The sequence below is a fragment of the Halobacillus sp. H74 genome, assembly GCF_052246715.1.
Lineage (GTDB): Bacteria > Bacillota > Bacilli > Bacillales > Halobacillaceae > Halobacillus > Halobacillus litoralis_A.
In genome coordinates this window covers 88,587-104,012 of the sequence record NZ_JBQQCI010000005.1, presented here as the reverse complement: position 1 = coordinate 104,012, position 15,426 = coordinate 88,587, and the positions used below count along the sequence as shown (strand labels likewise).

The following is a 15,426-nucleotide window of genomic DNA, read 5'->3' as shown; positions in this document are numbered from 1 at the left end:
TCCTTTTACCCTTACTATGGGTCCAAGAAGAATGTTTTAGTCTGGCAATATTCGCCATGATTATTTAGGAGGAGCAGGGGGTAGCTGTCGTTTATGAGCCGAACGTCTGTGCATGGCTTCTATGATTTCACGGTCTTTCTCAGGGATTTCCTTCCCTTCAAGGTGACGATCGATATTCGCGTAACTAGTTCCCATCTCATTTTCATCTGTTTGACCTTCCCACAAACCTGCACTTGGCTGTTTATGAATGACTTCACCAGGGACACCAAGATACTCAGCCATTTCACGGACTTCCCCTTTAGTAAGATTCACAAGTGGAACAAGGTCCACGCCTCCATCTCCATACTTTGTAAAATAGCCAGTGTACCATTCAGCAGCATTATCTGTTCCTACCACTAAATATTTATGATTGGTCGCCACCGTATAAAGTGTGCTCATCCTCAAGCGCGCTCGCAAGTTTGCATCAGCCAATTTCAATTGGTTTTCATCGAGTTGATTGGTGCTTTTCAATTGCTGTTGTATGTTCGAAAACATCACTTCGTGCGTTTCGGTCAAATCCACCGTTATGGAAGGTAGACCACATGCTCTTAAAACACTTGTTGCATGTTTTTGATCATCTGATTGGCTTTTACAAGGCATGACGACTCCCAGAGAGCTTTCAGGGCATGCTCTTTTAATTAAATTCGCTACAACTGCAGAATCGATTCCGCCACTGACACCCACTAGCAGTCCATCTACATTCGCTTGTTCGACCTGTTCTTGAAGCCATGATATTATCTTGTTCACATTTTGTTCCACCGGATTGCTCATCCTTTCACACATATGATATATAATCATAGCATATGTTCAGCATATCGGACAAACTTCTTCCGGGTCTCCCACGATTTCTCCAATTTACGAATGTGACGGATGAGAGTGGATTCTTCCCTTAAACTTTGTCTATATCCATAAAGCCATTCCCTTAATAAATCAGCAGGGACCAGGACTCCCTCCCACCAAATTTCGCGGTCTTTTATATGGGGAAAATATTTAAGTAAGGTAGACCGCTGGCTTTCTACATAAGGAAGAAATCTTTGTGCTAATTGAATGTGATCATAAATCCTCGGCCCTGTATGCAAAAGATCGAAATCGATTAACTTGATGCTTTTGTCAGGACTGATGATAAAGTTATGATGTGCCACATCCCCATGCAGCCACTCATGATTTTCCCAGGCTTTTTCTTCAATCTCCCCCCAGGGGTGAGCCGAAAACTTTTCAAGACGGTCCATCATACAAGACCTCAATTCCTGGTACATCCCTTTTTTTCTGAAGTCTGAGAAGATATCTCTCGTTTCTTCAAAGTGCTCAAGCCGTTTTTCCCATTTCACATACAGAGGGTCTTTTGGGATAGAAAGTACCGCAATTCCCTTGGTCGTCCGGTGGAATTGGTGAAGAATTTGAACGGCTTTCTTGCGATCATTATGATTGTCAAATTCTGCATGCCTTCCCTCTACTCTTTCGAACAAAGACCAATCACATCCCAACTTACTTTTCGTGTACACACCATTTTCAAACGGAAAAGGTCGGGCGGCAATTTTATATGCATAATTCCAATGTTGAAAAAACTCTATTTGCTGCTGGATGACATGTAACCTTCGATACCCTTTCAATATGAATGGCTTATTCTGAAAACGGATTTTATATACCTTGGGTTTAATCGTTTTTTCATATTCAATAGGCAGCTTTTCTTCCATTTGCAGCCAATGAAAAAGGCGATCCGTATATGAATCGCCCTTCCGTCGTTCAGCTTTCATCTACATCATCGTCCCTCCAAGGCTGTGGAAATCCTTGGTCCATTTGTTGCGGATCGCATGGTCCCATTTGAGGGTTTGGCGGACCCCATCCTTGTTGAGGCTGTTGCCCCCATCCCATCTGAGGGTTCGGCGGACCCCATCCTTGTTGTGGTTGTTGACTCCCTCCCATTTGTGGGTTCGGTGGGCCCCATCCTTGTTGTGGTGGCTGCCCCCATCCCATCGGCTGTTGCATCGGTCCATGGTGAGGCTGCTGCCAGGGTGCCTGAAAACCATGCGGTGGTCCATATCCCGTCATCGGGCCATATGCTTGAGGCCCCTGCCCTTCTCCACAACCACAGTCCGAATCTGACTGGGCGCCCTGAACCATGTCATCTCCTGAATCATCATCCTCCCACATCTGCATCGGTTGTTGAGCCATGGGCTGGTGCATTGGCTGCTGATGCATCGGCATATGCATTGGCATCATGACATGGTGGGGCGGACAGCAATAGAAATCAGTATTAATGAGCTGAGGCTGCATTGGCTGCCCATATGGTTGTTGATGTTGAGGCATCGGCGCCTGCTGCATGGGTGATTGCTGTGGCATTGGTGCCTGTTGCGGCATTGGTGATTGCTGCGGCATCGGTGCATACTGTTCTCCTTTGACCTCTTCTTTTGATGCCTCGCCCTTCACTTCCTCTTTCGGTTGTTGTGGCATCGGCATTTGAGGTAAATGGAATGTTGTATAATAATTTTGCATTTGCTGATCGATACTTGGCATGGAAATCGGCATGCTCATATTAATCGGCTGCATTGGCTGCATCGGCTGCATCGGTTTTTCCATGACCCCTTTACTCACGGGCTTCTTCTCATCCTCTTTAATGGATGGAATCGGTTTTGGTGAAGTATCTTTATAAGGTGGAGCAGAAGGCATTTCCTTCTTCGGTGTTTTCGCTGTTTGTTTAGGCGCTTCTTTTTTCACTTGTTTTTTTCCTTGAGGGACTTTGATTTTCATACCCGGCATGATCATATCAGGATTGGAAAGCTGGGTATTTACAGATTTCAACTCTTCAAAGTCGACCCCATACTTTTTAGCTATCTTCCAGAGTGTATCTCCTTTTTGTACAATGTGAATTCTCACATCTGCAACTCCCTTCCTGTGATTCTAAGAAACGATAAGACAATAATAGCTTCATAACACTCTATGCAACACAAACCGAAAGATTGATGAAAAAGCCTATAATATTTTTCAAAAAATATAAACAAACCCCTGAATCCCAATTTATATCAGGATTCAGGGGTCATATTAATTATGCTTTTTGGACAGGCGTCGGAACGTCAATTTGGTAACTTGGATAAGTACCGAGGACCTTCAGCTGACATCCTAACGCCTCAAGCTCTGCCTGAACGCCAGGAAACAGGACTTGATCGTATGGTTGGTCTACATCTATTAAGAAGAAATAGTTGCCAAGACCCGTCTTCATTGGTCTTGACTCAATTTTGGATAAGTTCATTTTTCTCCAGGCAAACGCCGCCAGGACTTGATGCAATGCCCCTACATAATCCTTTGGCAGGGTGACCATGACCGTCGTCTTATGCTTGCTGACAGGATGATCTTTCACTTTCAATGTATGGGGTGTTTTTTGAACGACAGCAAACCGTGTGTGGTTGTTGTCATAATCATGAATCTCAGCATCCAACATCTTCAAGCCATTTTCTTCTGCGGCCAGGTGATTTCCGATTGCTGCTACCCCAGGACCAACGGAAGCAACGATTTCAGCCGCCTTTCCTGTAGAAGCTGTATATTCTAATTCCGCTCCAGGATAGTTTTTGTGCAAATACTGATGACATTGGGCAATAGCATGACTATGAGAATATACCTTTTCAATTTCTTCCCCGTGATGTTGATTATGGACCAGCAGATGTTGCTTAATGGGAACCGTAAGTTCTGCAATGATGGATTGGCTGACCTGGTGAACTAAATAGTCTATGGTCAAATGAACCGAGCCTTCAATTGCATTTTCTAATGGTACAACCCCCGTACCTATTTCTCCACTTTCTACTGCATCCAAGCAAGCAGGAATATTATCATAGCTGACATAGGACCCTCCATCAAAAAGGGCGTCGACTGCCATTTTAGTAAAAGTACCTTTTGGCCCTAAATATCCTATCTTTTGTTCCGACATGATTTCCCCTCCAGTTAAGCTCCTGTACTTAATATTTCTACCCGATCGACAAAGTCTAACTTATGCAGTTGCTGCAAAAGTTTCTCTATACTATCAACCATTCCCGAGGTATTCAAGGAAAGGGTGACATTCGCTTTCCCTTGTAAAGGGATGGTTTGATGAATCGTAAGGACATTGCAGCCTGATTCTGCCACTGTCAACAGCAAGTTCGACAATGTCCCTTTTCTATCCTCCAAATGGAAGAATAAAGTAATCATCTGTTCTTTCACCATCGCCTGAAAGGGAAAGACTGCATCCCGGTATTTATAAAAAGCGCTTCGTGACAAGCCGACCTGTTGGACAGCATCAAAAATCGATTCCACCTTGCCCCTTTCGAGCAGCGCTTTAGCATCTATCGTCTTCATCATTGCCTCAGGGAGAATATCACTACGGACTAAATAAAACTTTTCATTATAATCCGCCATAGCGGTCCCTCCCCTCGTTAATCGACAAATTCAAATTCGTAATCAAGCAGTCGAACAGTATCGCCGTCTTTAGCGCCGCGTTTCCTAAGCGCTTCATCCACACCCATGCTTCGCATTTGACGGGCGAATCGATTGATGGATTGATCTGTTGAGAAGTCTGTTCTCTTAAACAAGGATTCGATTTTTTCACCATATAAAACATAGGCTCCATCATCTGCACGCGTGATTTTAAATGGCGCTTCTTCTTTTTCATACTTGTAAATAACGCGTTCGTCGACTTCCTCCACTTGCTCTTCTTGCTTCGGAATCTGATCAAGAAGATCGGCTACTGCATATAACAATTCATCTATACCTTCTCTTGTCAAAGTAGAAATAGGATAAATCTCTACTTCTTTATCGCCTAATTGTTCTTTGAAAAATTGAAGGTGTTCTTCGGAGTCTGGCATATCCATTTTGTTCGCAATAATAATCTGCGGTCGGTTTTCAAGACGCTGATCATAAGAAGATAACTCATTGTTGATGGTCACATAATCTTCATAAGGATCGCGGCCTTCCATCCCTGACATATCTATGACGTGAAGTAATAATCTTGTCCGCTCTACATGTCGTAAGAATTGATGCCCAAGGCCTATCCCTTCATGAGCTCCCTCTATCAATCCGGGTAAGTCAGCCATAACGAAACTACGTTGATCCTGACTTTCTACAACCCCCAAATTAGGAGATAAGGTTGTAAAGTGGTAATCTGCAGTTTTGGGCTTAGCTGCGGTGACTACAGACAATAATGTCGATTTTCCTACACTTGGAAACCCTACTAATCCGACATCCGCCAACAACTTCAATTCCACGACTACATCCAATTCTTCTCCTGGTTCGCCATTTTCAGCAATTTCAGGCGCCGGGTTACGCGCACTTGTAAAACGGGCATTCCCGCGACCACCACGGCCCCCTTTGGCAATAACAGCTCGCTGCTTGTGCTCAGTCAAGTCAGCAATCACTTTATCCGAATCAGCTGCTTTGACTATAGTTCCTGGTGGCACGCTGACTACCAGTGGTTCAGCATTTTTACCATGCTGCTTCTGATTCATACCATTTTGCCCTCTAGCTGCTTTAAAATGGTGCTGATAACGGAAATCCATTAATGTATTAAGACCTTCATCGACTTCAAATATGACGTTTCCACCGTCGCCGCCATCGCCGCCAGCTGGACCACCCATTGGCACATATTTTTCACGACGGTAAGCAACTAGACCATTTCCACCGTCGCCGCCTTTTACAAATACTTTGACCTGATCGACAAACATATCCATTCACCTCTTCATTCTATCGTCATCTCGATAGAAAGTTCTCTACTATCAAATATTGTTGCAATGAATCCTTCTTCGTTTAATTTCTTTTTCAAGTCAGCTGGATGACGGAAAGGGCCATCCCATTCCCAACTCATCCCCACTGCAGCTTGTCCACCTACATAAATCGTAACTGTACCTTCATAAAGTTCGTCTTCTTCTATATGCCCATCCATCAGTTCCAGCATCCGTTTTGCATAAGCTTTAAGCTTATGATCATGACGGGATAAATCAACTTCTTCTTTCAAGAAATACCTGATTCGGTATGACCTATGTACCCAATTGAATGTAAACAACCAGAGGGGGAACTGTTCAGCATCACTGTTCAACAATTTCCGCTCTTCTTCCGCCTCCTCTTTCACTTCTTCAATTTGTACCATTAATCGATCCTGATTTCCTAATGAAGCATAGCCTTGAATCAGTTGAATTTGATTCATCCAGTCATGACGCTTATGTCTGAGTAGTGCAATGATTTCTTTTTCATCCATCATTTCAGCTCCCTCGTTCACCCATAATAATAAAAAGTATAGCAAAAATTCAAGGAAACAAAAAATCTACCCCATAAACGGAGCGCATTTCATCGAAAATATATTTTTAAGAAGAGACACTGCTCTGTCTTACTTTACTATAAGACTGTGTTCTTAGATAGACTGCTTCATCTATTTATTAAAGCAGCATTGGATATAAAAAAGCCGCGCTTCTGCGAATAGCAAAGCGCGGCTTTTATGGCTACACGAACTTATTGACTTACGCTTCCTGTGCTACAGGATAAACGCTGACTTTTTTACGGTCACGTCCGTAACGTTCGAATTTAACGACACCATCCACTTTCGCGAATAATGTGTCATCTCCACCACGGCCAACGTTAGCACCTGGGTAAACCTTAGTTCCGCGTTGACGGTAAAGGATAGAACCACCAGTTACTTGTTGTCCGTCTGCACGTTTAGCTCCAAGACGTTTAGACTCGGAATCACGGCCGTTTTTTGTACTACCTACACCCTTCTTCTGGGCGAAAAACTGCAAATCAAGACGTAGCATGAGTCTTCACCTCCTTATCGATGGGAAATTTTAATATATTGATCGTAATCATGTTCAATCGTTTCCAATGACACCTGCATGCCTTCTAAAAGGGTCTGAGCTTTCGAATGATCCGGTTTATTGAGATCATCCGGCAAAGTGATTTTTATGTAACCACTTTCTCCGCCCTGTTCAACATGAGGTTCGAATTCACATAGGCTCACAATGGCATTCACTGTCCCAAAAGACACAGCTGAAACGGCTGCACAGACGAGATCATGTCCATAAGGACCACTCTCTGCATGTCCGGATATTTCAAAGCCTGTGATGGAACCTTGTGAGCGAAACATAGATACATTAATCATCCGTTACGACCCTTACGCGTTGATATCTTCAACGACAAGTTTCGTGTATGGCTGACGATGACCTTGTTTACGCTTGTAGTTCTTTTTAGGCTTATATTTGAAGACAGTCAATTTCTTTTGAAGGCCTTGTTTCTCAACTTTAGCCGTTACAGAAGCACCATCAACAAAAGGAGCGCCCACTTTCGTGTTATCTCCACCTACGAAAAGAACTTTGTCAAAAGTAACAGAACCCCCAGCTTCTACGTCCATTTTCTCAACGTAAATCTCCTGGCCTTTCTCAACTTTCACTTGTTTACCACCAGTTTCAATAATTGCGTACATACTTGCACCTCCTCAATTTACTAAGACTCGCCATTCAGGTACCGGAAATCGGTTTAAAAACCTGTTCTGCGCGGTTGTAGCCACGGAGTGCTACTAGAATAACAAAATAATGTTACCACAAATCAAAACAAGTTGTCAACATGATATCCGCGGCGCTGAACAGCATCCCGGATCATGTCCAAAGACCCTCCAAGCTCTATTTGATAGCTCTGGATTGTAGAATCCTGTCTAACAAACAGCTCCTGTGGAATTTTACTAGAGATCGGCTCAGAAAGCAATTGTTTTTTTATATCATTCAAGTCTGGATGGACAGCAACCAGATAAGCTTCTGCTTCGCTTGACGAAGCTTCCAATAAATCGCGTTCAAGACGATAAACCGATGTTTCCTTTGTGAAAGATGACTCCCGCTTCTCAGCCAATAAAGAAACCGGACTCGCCCAATCCCTTTTCCTGGTCATTTCTAATAAACCCAAACGTGTGATTCCAAATACAGTCGTTTTGACAACATCTTTTTTCAATAGCTTTTTCATTTCAGAAAGCAGATGTTTTTCTTTAGAAGAATCTTTCATAGAGATAAAATCGATGATAATAATTCCGGAAATATTTCTTAATCGAATTTGCCGCTGGATTTCTTCAGCAGCTTCCTTATTTACTTGAAACGCCTGATAGTTAGAGAAAGCCTTTCCTTTATATTTGTGACTATTCACATCAATGACGGTCATCGCTTCCGTATGATCGATGACTATCTGTATACCATTATCAAGCTCCACAATCGGTTCCGTGATCTGCTCCTCAAGTGAATTTATAGAGATAGGCATTTCCTGTGAACCATTCTTTTTCCACTCTATATTTGCAGATGCTGTCGGAAATTGCTTCTTCAAGTATTGCGCGACACTCGCGTCGTCCACGATTACTTTTTCCATTGAGGAGATAGGGTATCTTCTCATCAGCTGATTCGGAAGGAGAGGCTCATACCATAACAGCCCCGTCTTTTTGTCATTGCCTTTTATAATTTCTTCCCACTGTTCTTTTAATAATAAGAGTTCTTCTTCAACTACGGTAAGATCGGCTACATCAGCCGCTGTTCTGATGATTACACCTTCCATGCCTCCCAAAAGAGGACGGATGGCCGTTTCTAGTTTTTCTTTCGATTCAGCTCCCAGCTTTTTTGAAAGTGATACTTTATTCCCGTAAGGTTGATATATAACATAAAGCCCGGGGATAGTAAGGTCTGCAGAAACCTGAGCTCCCTTATGACCAATTGCTTCTTTAATCCCCTGAACAAACAAAAATTCCCCAACCTTCACTGCTGAGGAAATTTCATCTTCACACCAAGGAATGGTTTCTTTTCGCAAAAAGACTTCCCGCCCCACACCTATATCGATAAAGGCAGCTTGCAACCCATGATCGACACGAATGACTTTCCCACAAAAAATAGCGCCCGAAATCACTTTCACTCCGGGCCGGTCTACCACATATTCTTGGATTTTCCCTTGTTCAATGACCACACCAGTCTTTTCAGTTGTTTTTGTATGTATGAACAGCTTCCTCATAAAACCCCTCATTATAAAGCGACTTTTTGAATGTCTCTAATTCTAAGCTGAGCCTGCTTCCTTTCAAAGAAAGCTCGAAGACACTCTTGTTCATCTACTATATAGAAACGAGGCGGCTGTTTCAAGACATACTTGTGATGGCAGTTGCAGCGGATATTCTTCAAAACATCCCTGACAAGCGTGTCTTGTTCAACTTTAATATATTTCGTTTTCATTGGGGGACGCTCTTGATAAGCACAATAAAGTAAGTATCTCATCTGTGTATAGGAGCGCCTCTTCCATTCCAAACCATTTTCAATGAACAAAAAAGCGGTGAGAAGTATTGTTGCAAGAGTCCAGCGGCTTTCCAGAAACAGCCACCCACCAGCGATAAACATGATCCCCAGCGAAAACATCAGAGTGACCATTTGACTCTGACGTAAAGTTAATAGCTGATTGGAGATATAAAAGAGAAGCTTCCCTCCATCCAAAGGCCAAATCGGTAGAAGATTGAAGAGGAGGATGATGCCATTGTAAAAGAAAGCCGTTGAGATTAAAGAATGCGGACCTGCTGTAAATTGAATGATGAAGAGCAGAACGAAAATCCAAACATGCTGAAACGGACCTGCAAGTATGACGTGGACTTGCTCTTTAAATGGACGCGTGTTGTGCTCTTCGCTGACCACCGCACCACCGAAGAGCCATATTTCCATCTTTGTTATCCGCCAGTTATAATGTTTAGCCACCAAAAAATGTCCAAGTTCATGGATGAAAACGATTGAAAATATAACGATAAATTCATAGATCGCACCTGTTAAAAATGCAGAGATGGCCAGCAAAAAGAAAAGGGGGTGAATATGAATGGTTTCTCGTAATTTAAGAACCTTCATTCACTTTAATGACCTGTACTGGGTCTAAGAAAGTATCGTCTTTCTCAATCGCAAAGAAAAATTCAGCCGCCTGCCCCTCTTCCGGTTTCACAGAACCTAATGCATTCTCTGTTTGCACATGCTCGTATAAATGAACGTCAATCGACGATAAATAGCCATAGGTGGTTTTGCTGCCATCTTCATGTTGAATGATTACCGTCTTGGACGTGTCTGGATCATTGCCCGCAAAAATCACCGTTCCGGCACGAATAGCTTTGACCTGCGAATCGTTTTCAGTGGTCATAATAATTCCTTTTCCATCCTTTTGAAAAGAAGTAGTCACGGTACCATTGACTGGCATCGCCAAAGCCTCTTGTTCTCCTTCATTTTCCGGCTGAATCACCTGAAGAGGGTCTCCAAAACGATCGCTGTACCATGTCGTCACTTTGGCAAAGGGAAATTCTTCTTGCATTTGACTTGCCGCCCAATCTCCTGGTCCATTTAATAAAGCAAAGTCAGTATTTTTGCCTAAAGCTACAATAGCAAAGAGCATTACAGCTAAGAGCAATTGCCACGCAAAGTGGCTCGTTCCCTTTGAAGTTTGTGTTATCGGTTCTTTTTTCTTTCCATACCCTGTTACTAATGGAGGGTATCCATGCATCTCTTCATCTTGGGGGGGAGAAAAACTTGGAGGAGAATTAGACCCTTGTCCATTAATTTTCCTCTTTTTACGATCTGCTATATTCTTTCGTACGTCGCGTATATTTCTTTTCACAATTAATCCCCTCTCTATTCCCGTCTTTTTCTATCAGTCTATGGGACGAGGGTACGAAATATTATTCTTTTATCAGAAGTAAAGATAATCAGCCCTGAACAAAAGCGCAGGCTTCTGGTCATCCCTGGCAAAATATTTATAAATACCAGGAATACAAAAAGGACCTGCCACAGTAATGACAGGTCCTTGCTCTTTTATTAAGTCCGCATCCCGAAGAATCGTTTCACTTTGGCGAATACGCCTTTGTTTTCATCAAGGTTCATAAGGGGTACCGTTTCCCCTAAAATACGCCTCGCGATGTTACGGTATGCCAGAGAAGCTTTTGAATTCGGCTTCATGGCTACTGGCTCACCACTATTAGAAGCCTTAATGACAGCATCGTCATCGATGACGATTCCAACCAAATCAATGCTAAGTACATTGACGATTTCCTCTACATCAAGCATATCGCCACTTTTCATCATGTGATTACGTATACGATTGATGACCAGTTTTGGCGACTCGATTTCTTCCTGTTCCAGAAGACCGATGATGCGATCAGCATCACGCACGCTTGATTTTTCAGGTGTCGTCACGACGATCGCTTTATCTGCCCCTGCCACAGCGTTCTTATAGCCTTGCTCTATACCAGCAGGACAATCGATGACAATGTAATCGTAGTCCTGTTTCAGCTCATCTACAATAGCTTTGACTCCTTCAGGTGTTACTTCCGACTTATCCGAAGTCTGGGCAGCCGGAAGTAAATGAAGGCAGTCAAACCGCTTGTCTGTTATCAAAGCCTGCTTTGTTTTACATCGCTCATTGACTACATCCACGATATCATATATGATGCGATTTTCCAGGCCCATTACAACATCAAGGTTTCTGAGACCGATATCAGTATCAACGAGACAAACCTTTTTATTCTGTAAGGCCAAAGCGGTCCCCAGATTGGCAGTAGTTGTCGTTTTCCCAACCCCTCCCTTTCCGGAGGTAATCACTATCGCTTCACCCATTGATCATTCTCCTTTCAAAACTTACGAGATCCGGTCTGATTTTCACAACTTCTTGTAAGCGCTCAATTCGGATTTTCTCATGTGTGTCATCTATGAATCCACATTCCATATAGACGCCTTCCGACTCATAGTCAGGTGAACGACTCAATTGATCTGCAATCCTCAACTGGCTCGGCTGCATATAAGATGCGGCCACCACAGCTTTTTTATCCCCTTCATAACCTGCATGAGCAATCCCTCTCAAGCTGCCCATGATGAAGATATTACCTGTGGCATTCACTTGCCCACCAGGATTAACATCACCGATCAGTAATAAATCGCCACGCACTTCTACCAATTGCCCTGACCTTATCGTTTTGGCCACTGGTGTGATTTCCGTATTTTCTTTCCACTCCAGGGCCTCATCTTTAGTAAGAACCTCTGATTCAATACGGTCGACCACGAGCTTTTGCTTCTCACGAACAACAGAAGCAAGTTCTTCTTTTTGGTCTTCAGTCAAGTATCGTTTCCCCAATTGAATCGTTACACGAATCATTGGTTGTTCGTCAGTGATTCCATTCTGTGCCAACATTTCTTGCAACTCTTTTATTATGGAGTCAAAAGAGCATTGATCGTCTAAACGCAACGTCAATCCATCCCTTGTCCCCTTTATCATGATTTTCTGACCATTTGCCGCCATAGGCTTTCACCTCAAACCTTAGACATTTCCATCATTCTAAGCATTATTGATTTCCTCAGACCAATAGTGGACGCGCTCCTTCACTAATGGGTAAAGCAGGATGAAAAAAATCATATTCGCTGCCAAGGTCGGTAATAACCTTAACAAAGCGTACGTTCCCCAAGACAAAGAAGTAATTTGCACAAAGGAATAAATGACATATAACAGCGTATCTGCCAACGCAACTCCCACAATGGCCAGTAAAGAGGCCGCTATGAAATTCGCATGAAGCGATTTATTTATGCCATGAATGATATAGATAACAAGTGCATAGGTCACCATATAAACCCCCAACACACCTGTGTAGACTACATCAATCAGTAAACCGAAGGCAAGACCATACCAGACCGCGTGATAGGTCTCATCTCTATCAAAAAATATAGCGATGATAAAAAGAAAAATCAATACCCAGTGAGGGGTGATCAACAAATCAGAATAAACTAGGTTTGCTGGCAACATGCTCATTGCCATCCCTTGCATGACAAGAAGAAACAAGCAAATCAGAGCAATTACATAACGACTCATTATTCATCGCCCTCACTTGGACTTTTGTCTTCTACTGTTTCCTCAGCACGATCCACAACCATCACATGATTAATATCGAACAAATCAGCAAAAGGCTCGACATATGCCGTTTTGGTCAGGCCGAACTGATCATTCGTCACTTCTTCGACTGTACCGATTCGAAGGTTACTCGGAAAAACTCCGCCCAATCCAGAAGAAATAACTGTGTCTCCAGGTTTAAGTTCTTCTTCAAGTTTGATGCCCTCCAAAAGAAGTTGTCCTGTTTCATCGTCGTAACCCTCAATCAAGCCGAATGCTTCATCCTGACCTTCCCGGACTACCCAAGAAGAAATTTTATTCGAACGATCAAAGCCGCTTAAAAGCTGCACAGTAGAATGAAATGCGCCTGCAGACTTAATCTTACCGACCAGTCCGTCACTCGTCATAACCGCCATATCTTTTTCAATACCATGCTCTTCACCTTTATTTATCGTCATTTGCTCAAACCATCGATCAGAACTTCTGGCGATTACTGTCGCTTGAATCGGCGAATAGTCGCTCAAACCTTCCGTTTTTTCTAAAGTCTCACGTAACTCACTATTTTCACTTTTCAAGCGCTGATTATCTTGTATGACTCCCTTATACTCAGATAATCGAGCTTTCAATACTTGATTCTGCTCATAGACTTCGAACATGTCCTGAATATTTTCTATCGTATTATCTACAAGACTTACCGGCTTATGGAAGATCGTCTGCATCCAACCGACTGAATCTTGCAGGAATTTCTCAGGAGTGCTTAACGAATCCCGATCACGGATCGAAAAGCCGATCAGTGCAACAAGTAAAATAAAACCTACCAATACAACCATCAGTCTTTTTCTACGAAATAATGAAGGCATAACTTACTCGCCTACTCCATTTTAGCTCGACTTGCCACATTTGGCTGAGAGCGGAAATGATGGATGTATTCCAAAGATTTACCTGTACCTATGGCCACACAATCGAGAGGCTCGTCGGCTATAAATACCGGCATATTTGTTTCATCACTGATGACTGTATCGATGTTCTTGAGCAATGCGCCTCCCCCAGTCAAAACTATGCCGCGTTCCATAATATCAGCAGCCAGTTCTGGAGGTGTTTTTTCTAATGTATTTTTCACGGTTTCAATGATGGAATCGACGGTATCTTTCATAGCACCTACAATTTCATCACTTTTGATTGTGATGGTTTTCGGGAGACCTGTAAGTAAATCGCGTCCTCTAATATCCATTTCGTCAATCTCGTTCACTTCTCCTGCTCCACCAAGTTCCATCTTCGTTTCTTCAGCGGTACGTTCCCCGATCATCAGATTGTAACGCTTACGGACATGTTGGATGATACTATCATCCATTTCATCCCCCGCAATACGGATGGACTGACTTGTGACAATTCCGCCGAGGGAGATGATCGCTACTTCTGTAGTTCCTCCCCCAATATCGACTACCATACTTCCGGTCGGTTCCCATACAGGAAGCCCTGCTCCAATAGCGGCAGCAAAAGGCTCAGCAATCGGATATGCTTCTTTTGCCCCTGCTTGCTTGGTAGCATCTATGACTGCTCTTTCTTCCACCATCGTAATTCCAGAGGGTACACAGACCATTACATTCGGTTTACTAGCGAAAGACGACCTTGTTTTGAGTGCCTTCCTAATATAATATTTCATCATTTGAGCTGTTGTATCATAATCAGCAATCACTCCGTCTTTCATCGGACGGATGACATTTATGTAGCCTGGTGTACGGCCGATCATGTTCCTTGCATCATTACCAACGGCCTCAATTTCACCGGTTTGAGTATTTTTAGCTACTACAGAGGGTTCTCTTACAATGACCCCTTTATTCTTTAAAAAGACTAGTGTATTCGCAGTTCCCAAATCAATTCCTAAATCTTGAGAGAATCCAAAAATCCCCAATAATATCTTCCTTTCTAAAAGCCCGCTTTCTCTCAGGCGGGTTAAGCATCCCCATTATTATCATGATTAGAAGAAGCGCCAATTTATAAGAAATCTCCTATAAATGGCGCCTTTCTATTCCATCTATTCAATTATACGAAAAATCCACAAAAATAGATAGTGGTACAACTATCATATGCTCGTTTTTTTGAAGTTCGTCCTCCTCAGCTTTCGATACGTTGAGCAACTCTTATCCCCTTATGAGTGTATATAGCTTCTATAATACTCATTCATTTCTTCTTTTTATGAGATTTATGTGAAGTTTCCAGATTTCTCACCTTTCAATATACGTAACTAATAGCTTGCATTTACGCTGCCAGTTACGCAGACCACAAAATAACACTTTCTACAATTAACCTTAATCTCCCTAGGTTTCATGATGCAATTTTGTGAATCAGTAAAATTAAATGAATGCATATGGAAGAATTCGATATAAATAATAAATAAAATCCCTTCTCTATCTGATTTATAAAGAGAAGGGATTTGCTGTTAGTATTTAAGTTCATACGCTCTTATAGGATTGATCATTAAACAGAACTCACACTCTGGTAAGCATCAGGGAAATCATAGAAACA

Annotated in this window: 17 protein-coding genes, 1 pseudogene and 1 other annotated feature; all 18 genes and pseudogenes read right to left on the bottom strand. The window is 42.6% G+C overall.

From position 1 onward, the window contains the following. Nucleotides 1-60: 60 nt before the first annotated feature. Entirely contained in the window at nucleotides 61-798 is a 738-nt protein-coding gene (gene nadE / locus ACTWPX_RS12770; RefSeq protein ID WP_443120104.1) for an NAD(+) synthase, read from the bottom strand. A 35-nt stretch (nucleotides 799-833) separates the two neighbouring features. Beyond that, complete coding sequence (locus ACTWPX_RS12765; protein WP_443120103.1) at nucleotides 834-1,793, bottom strand: phosphotransferase; 960 nt, start codon at nucleotides 1,791-1,793, stop codon at nucleotides 834-836. A 972-nt stretch (nucleotides 1,794-2,765) separates the two neighbouring features. After that, nucleotides 2,766-2,913 (bottom strand): annotated as a pseudogene (gene safA, locus ACTWPX_RS12760) (SafA/ExsA family spore coat assembly protein); the annotation flags it as partial. A 169-nt stretch (nucleotides 2,914-3,082) separates the two neighbouring features. Further along, nucleotides 3,083-3,958: a prephenate dehydratase gene (pheA, locus tag ACTWPX_RS12755; RefSeq protein ID WP_443120102.1), complete on the bottom strand. Its 876-nt coding sequence runs from the start codon at nucleotides 3,956-3,958 to the stop codon at nucleotides 3,083-3,085. A gap of 14 nt (nucleotides 3,959-3,972) precedes the next feature. Next, complete coding sequence (locus tag ACTWPX_RS12750) at nucleotides 3,973-4,422, bottom strand: ACT domain-containing protein (RefSeq protein WP_443120101.1); 450 nt, start codon at nucleotides 4,420-4,422, stop codon at nucleotides 3,973-3,975. 17 nt (nucleotides 4,423-4,439) lie between these two features. Next, nucleotides 4,440-5,723: a GTPase ObgE gene (gene obgE, locus ACTWPX_RS12745; RefSeq protein ID WP_443120100.1), complete on the bottom strand. Its 1,284-nt coding sequence runs from the start codon at nucleotides 5,721-5,723 to the stop codon at nucleotides 4,440-4,442. Nucleotides 5,724-5,737: 14 nt separating this feature from the next. Continuing rightward, nucleotides 5,738-6,253: a Spo0B domain-containing protein gene (locus tag ACTWPX_RS12740; protein WP_443120099.1), complete on the bottom strand. Its 516-nt coding sequence runs from the start codon at nucleotides 6,251-6,253 to the stop codon at nucleotides 5,738-5,740. Between the two features lie 259 nt (nucleotides 6,254-6,512). Then, nucleotides 6,513-6,803, bottom strand: coding sequence for a 50S ribosomal protein L27 (gene rpmA / locus ACTWPX_RS12735; protein WP_035546444.1), 291 nt, complete (start codon nucleotides 6,801-6,803; stop codon nucleotides 6,513-6,515). 14 nt (nucleotides 6,804-6,817) lie between these two features. Further along, nucleotides 6,818-7,147 carry a ribosomal-processing cysteine protease Prp gene (locus ACTWPX_RS12730; protein ID WP_443120098.1) on the bottom strand — a complete coding sequence of 110 codons (330 nt, stop codon included), beginning with the start codon at nucleotides 7,145-7,147 and terminating at the stop codon, nucleotides 6,818-6,820. Nucleotides 7,148-7,159: 12 nt separating this feature from the next. Beyond that, nucleotides 7,160-7,468 (bottom strand): 50S ribosomal protein L21, encoded by a 309-nt coding sequence (gene rplU, locus ACTWPX_RS12725; protein WP_128526332.1) that lies wholly within the window; start codon nucleotides 7,466-7,468, stop codon nucleotides 7,160-7,162. Nucleotides 7,469-7,481: 13 nt separating this feature from the next. Then, nucleotides 7,482-7,554 (bottom strand) — a sequence feature (ribosomal protein L21 leader region). A gap of 36 nt (nucleotides 7,555-7,590) precedes the next feature. Beyond that, nucleotides 7,591-9,021 carry a ribonuclease E/G gene (locus ACTWPX_RS12720; RefSeq protein ID WP_443120097.1) on the bottom strand — a complete coding sequence of 477 codons (1,431 nt, stop codon included), beginning with the start codon at nucleotides 9,019-9,021 and terminating at the stop codon, nucleotides 7,591-7,593. 11 nt (nucleotides 9,022-9,032) lie between these two features. Beyond that, complete coding sequence (locus tag ACTWPX_RS12715) at nucleotides 9,033-9,890, bottom strand: site-2 protease family protein (protein WP_443120096.1); 858 nt, start codon at nucleotides 9,888-9,890, stop codon at nucleotides 9,033-9,035. Next, complete coding sequence (locus ACTWPX_RS12710; protein WP_443120095.1) at nucleotides 9,877-10,644, bottom strand: peptidoglycan DD-metalloendopeptidase family protein; 768 nt, start codon at nucleotides 10,642-10,644, stop codon at nucleotides 9,877-9,879. Before ACTWPX_RS12710 ends, ACTWPX_RS12715 begins: the two co-directional genes overlap by 14 nt. Before the next feature lie 197 nt (nucleotides 10,645-10,841). Continuing rightward, nucleotides 10,842-11,639, bottom strand: coding sequence for a septum site-determining protein MinD (gene minD / locus ACTWPX_RS12705; RefSeq protein ID WP_128526328.1), 798 nt, complete (start codon nucleotides 11,637-11,639; stop codon nucleotides 10,842-10,844). Further along, nucleotides 11,632-12,318: a septum site-determining protein MinC gene (gene minC / locus ACTWPX_RS12700; protein ID WP_128526327.1), complete on the bottom strand. Its 687-nt coding sequence runs from the start codon at nucleotides 12,316-12,318 to the stop codon at nucleotides 11,632-11,634. The genes minD and minC overlap by 8 nt, the downstream gene beginning before the upstream one ends. 36 nt (nucleotides 12,319-12,354) lie before the next feature. Next, nucleotides 12,355-12,882, bottom strand: a complete 528-nt coding sequence (mreD, locus tag ACTWPX_RS12695) for a rod shape-determining protein MreD (protein ID WP_128526326.1) — start codon at nucleotides 12,880-12,882, stop codon at nucleotides 12,355-12,357. Continuing rightward, nucleotides 12,882-13,760: a rod shape-determining protein MreC gene (gene mreC, locus ACTWPX_RS12690; protein ID WP_443120094.1), complete on the bottom strand. Its 879-nt coding sequence runs from the start codon at nucleotides 13,758-13,760 to the stop codon at nucleotides 12,882-12,884. Before mreC ends, mreD begins: the two co-directional genes overlap by 1 nt. Nucleotides 13,761-13,771: 11 nt before the next feature. Continuing rightward, nucleotides 13,772-14,812 (bottom strand): rod shape-determining protein, encoded by a 1,041-nt coding sequence (locus tag ACTWPX_RS12685; RefSeq protein ID WP_443120093.1) that lies wholly within the window; start codon nucleotides 14,810-14,812, stop codon nucleotides 13,772-13,774. Nucleotides 14,813-15,426: the final 614 nt, after the last annotated feature.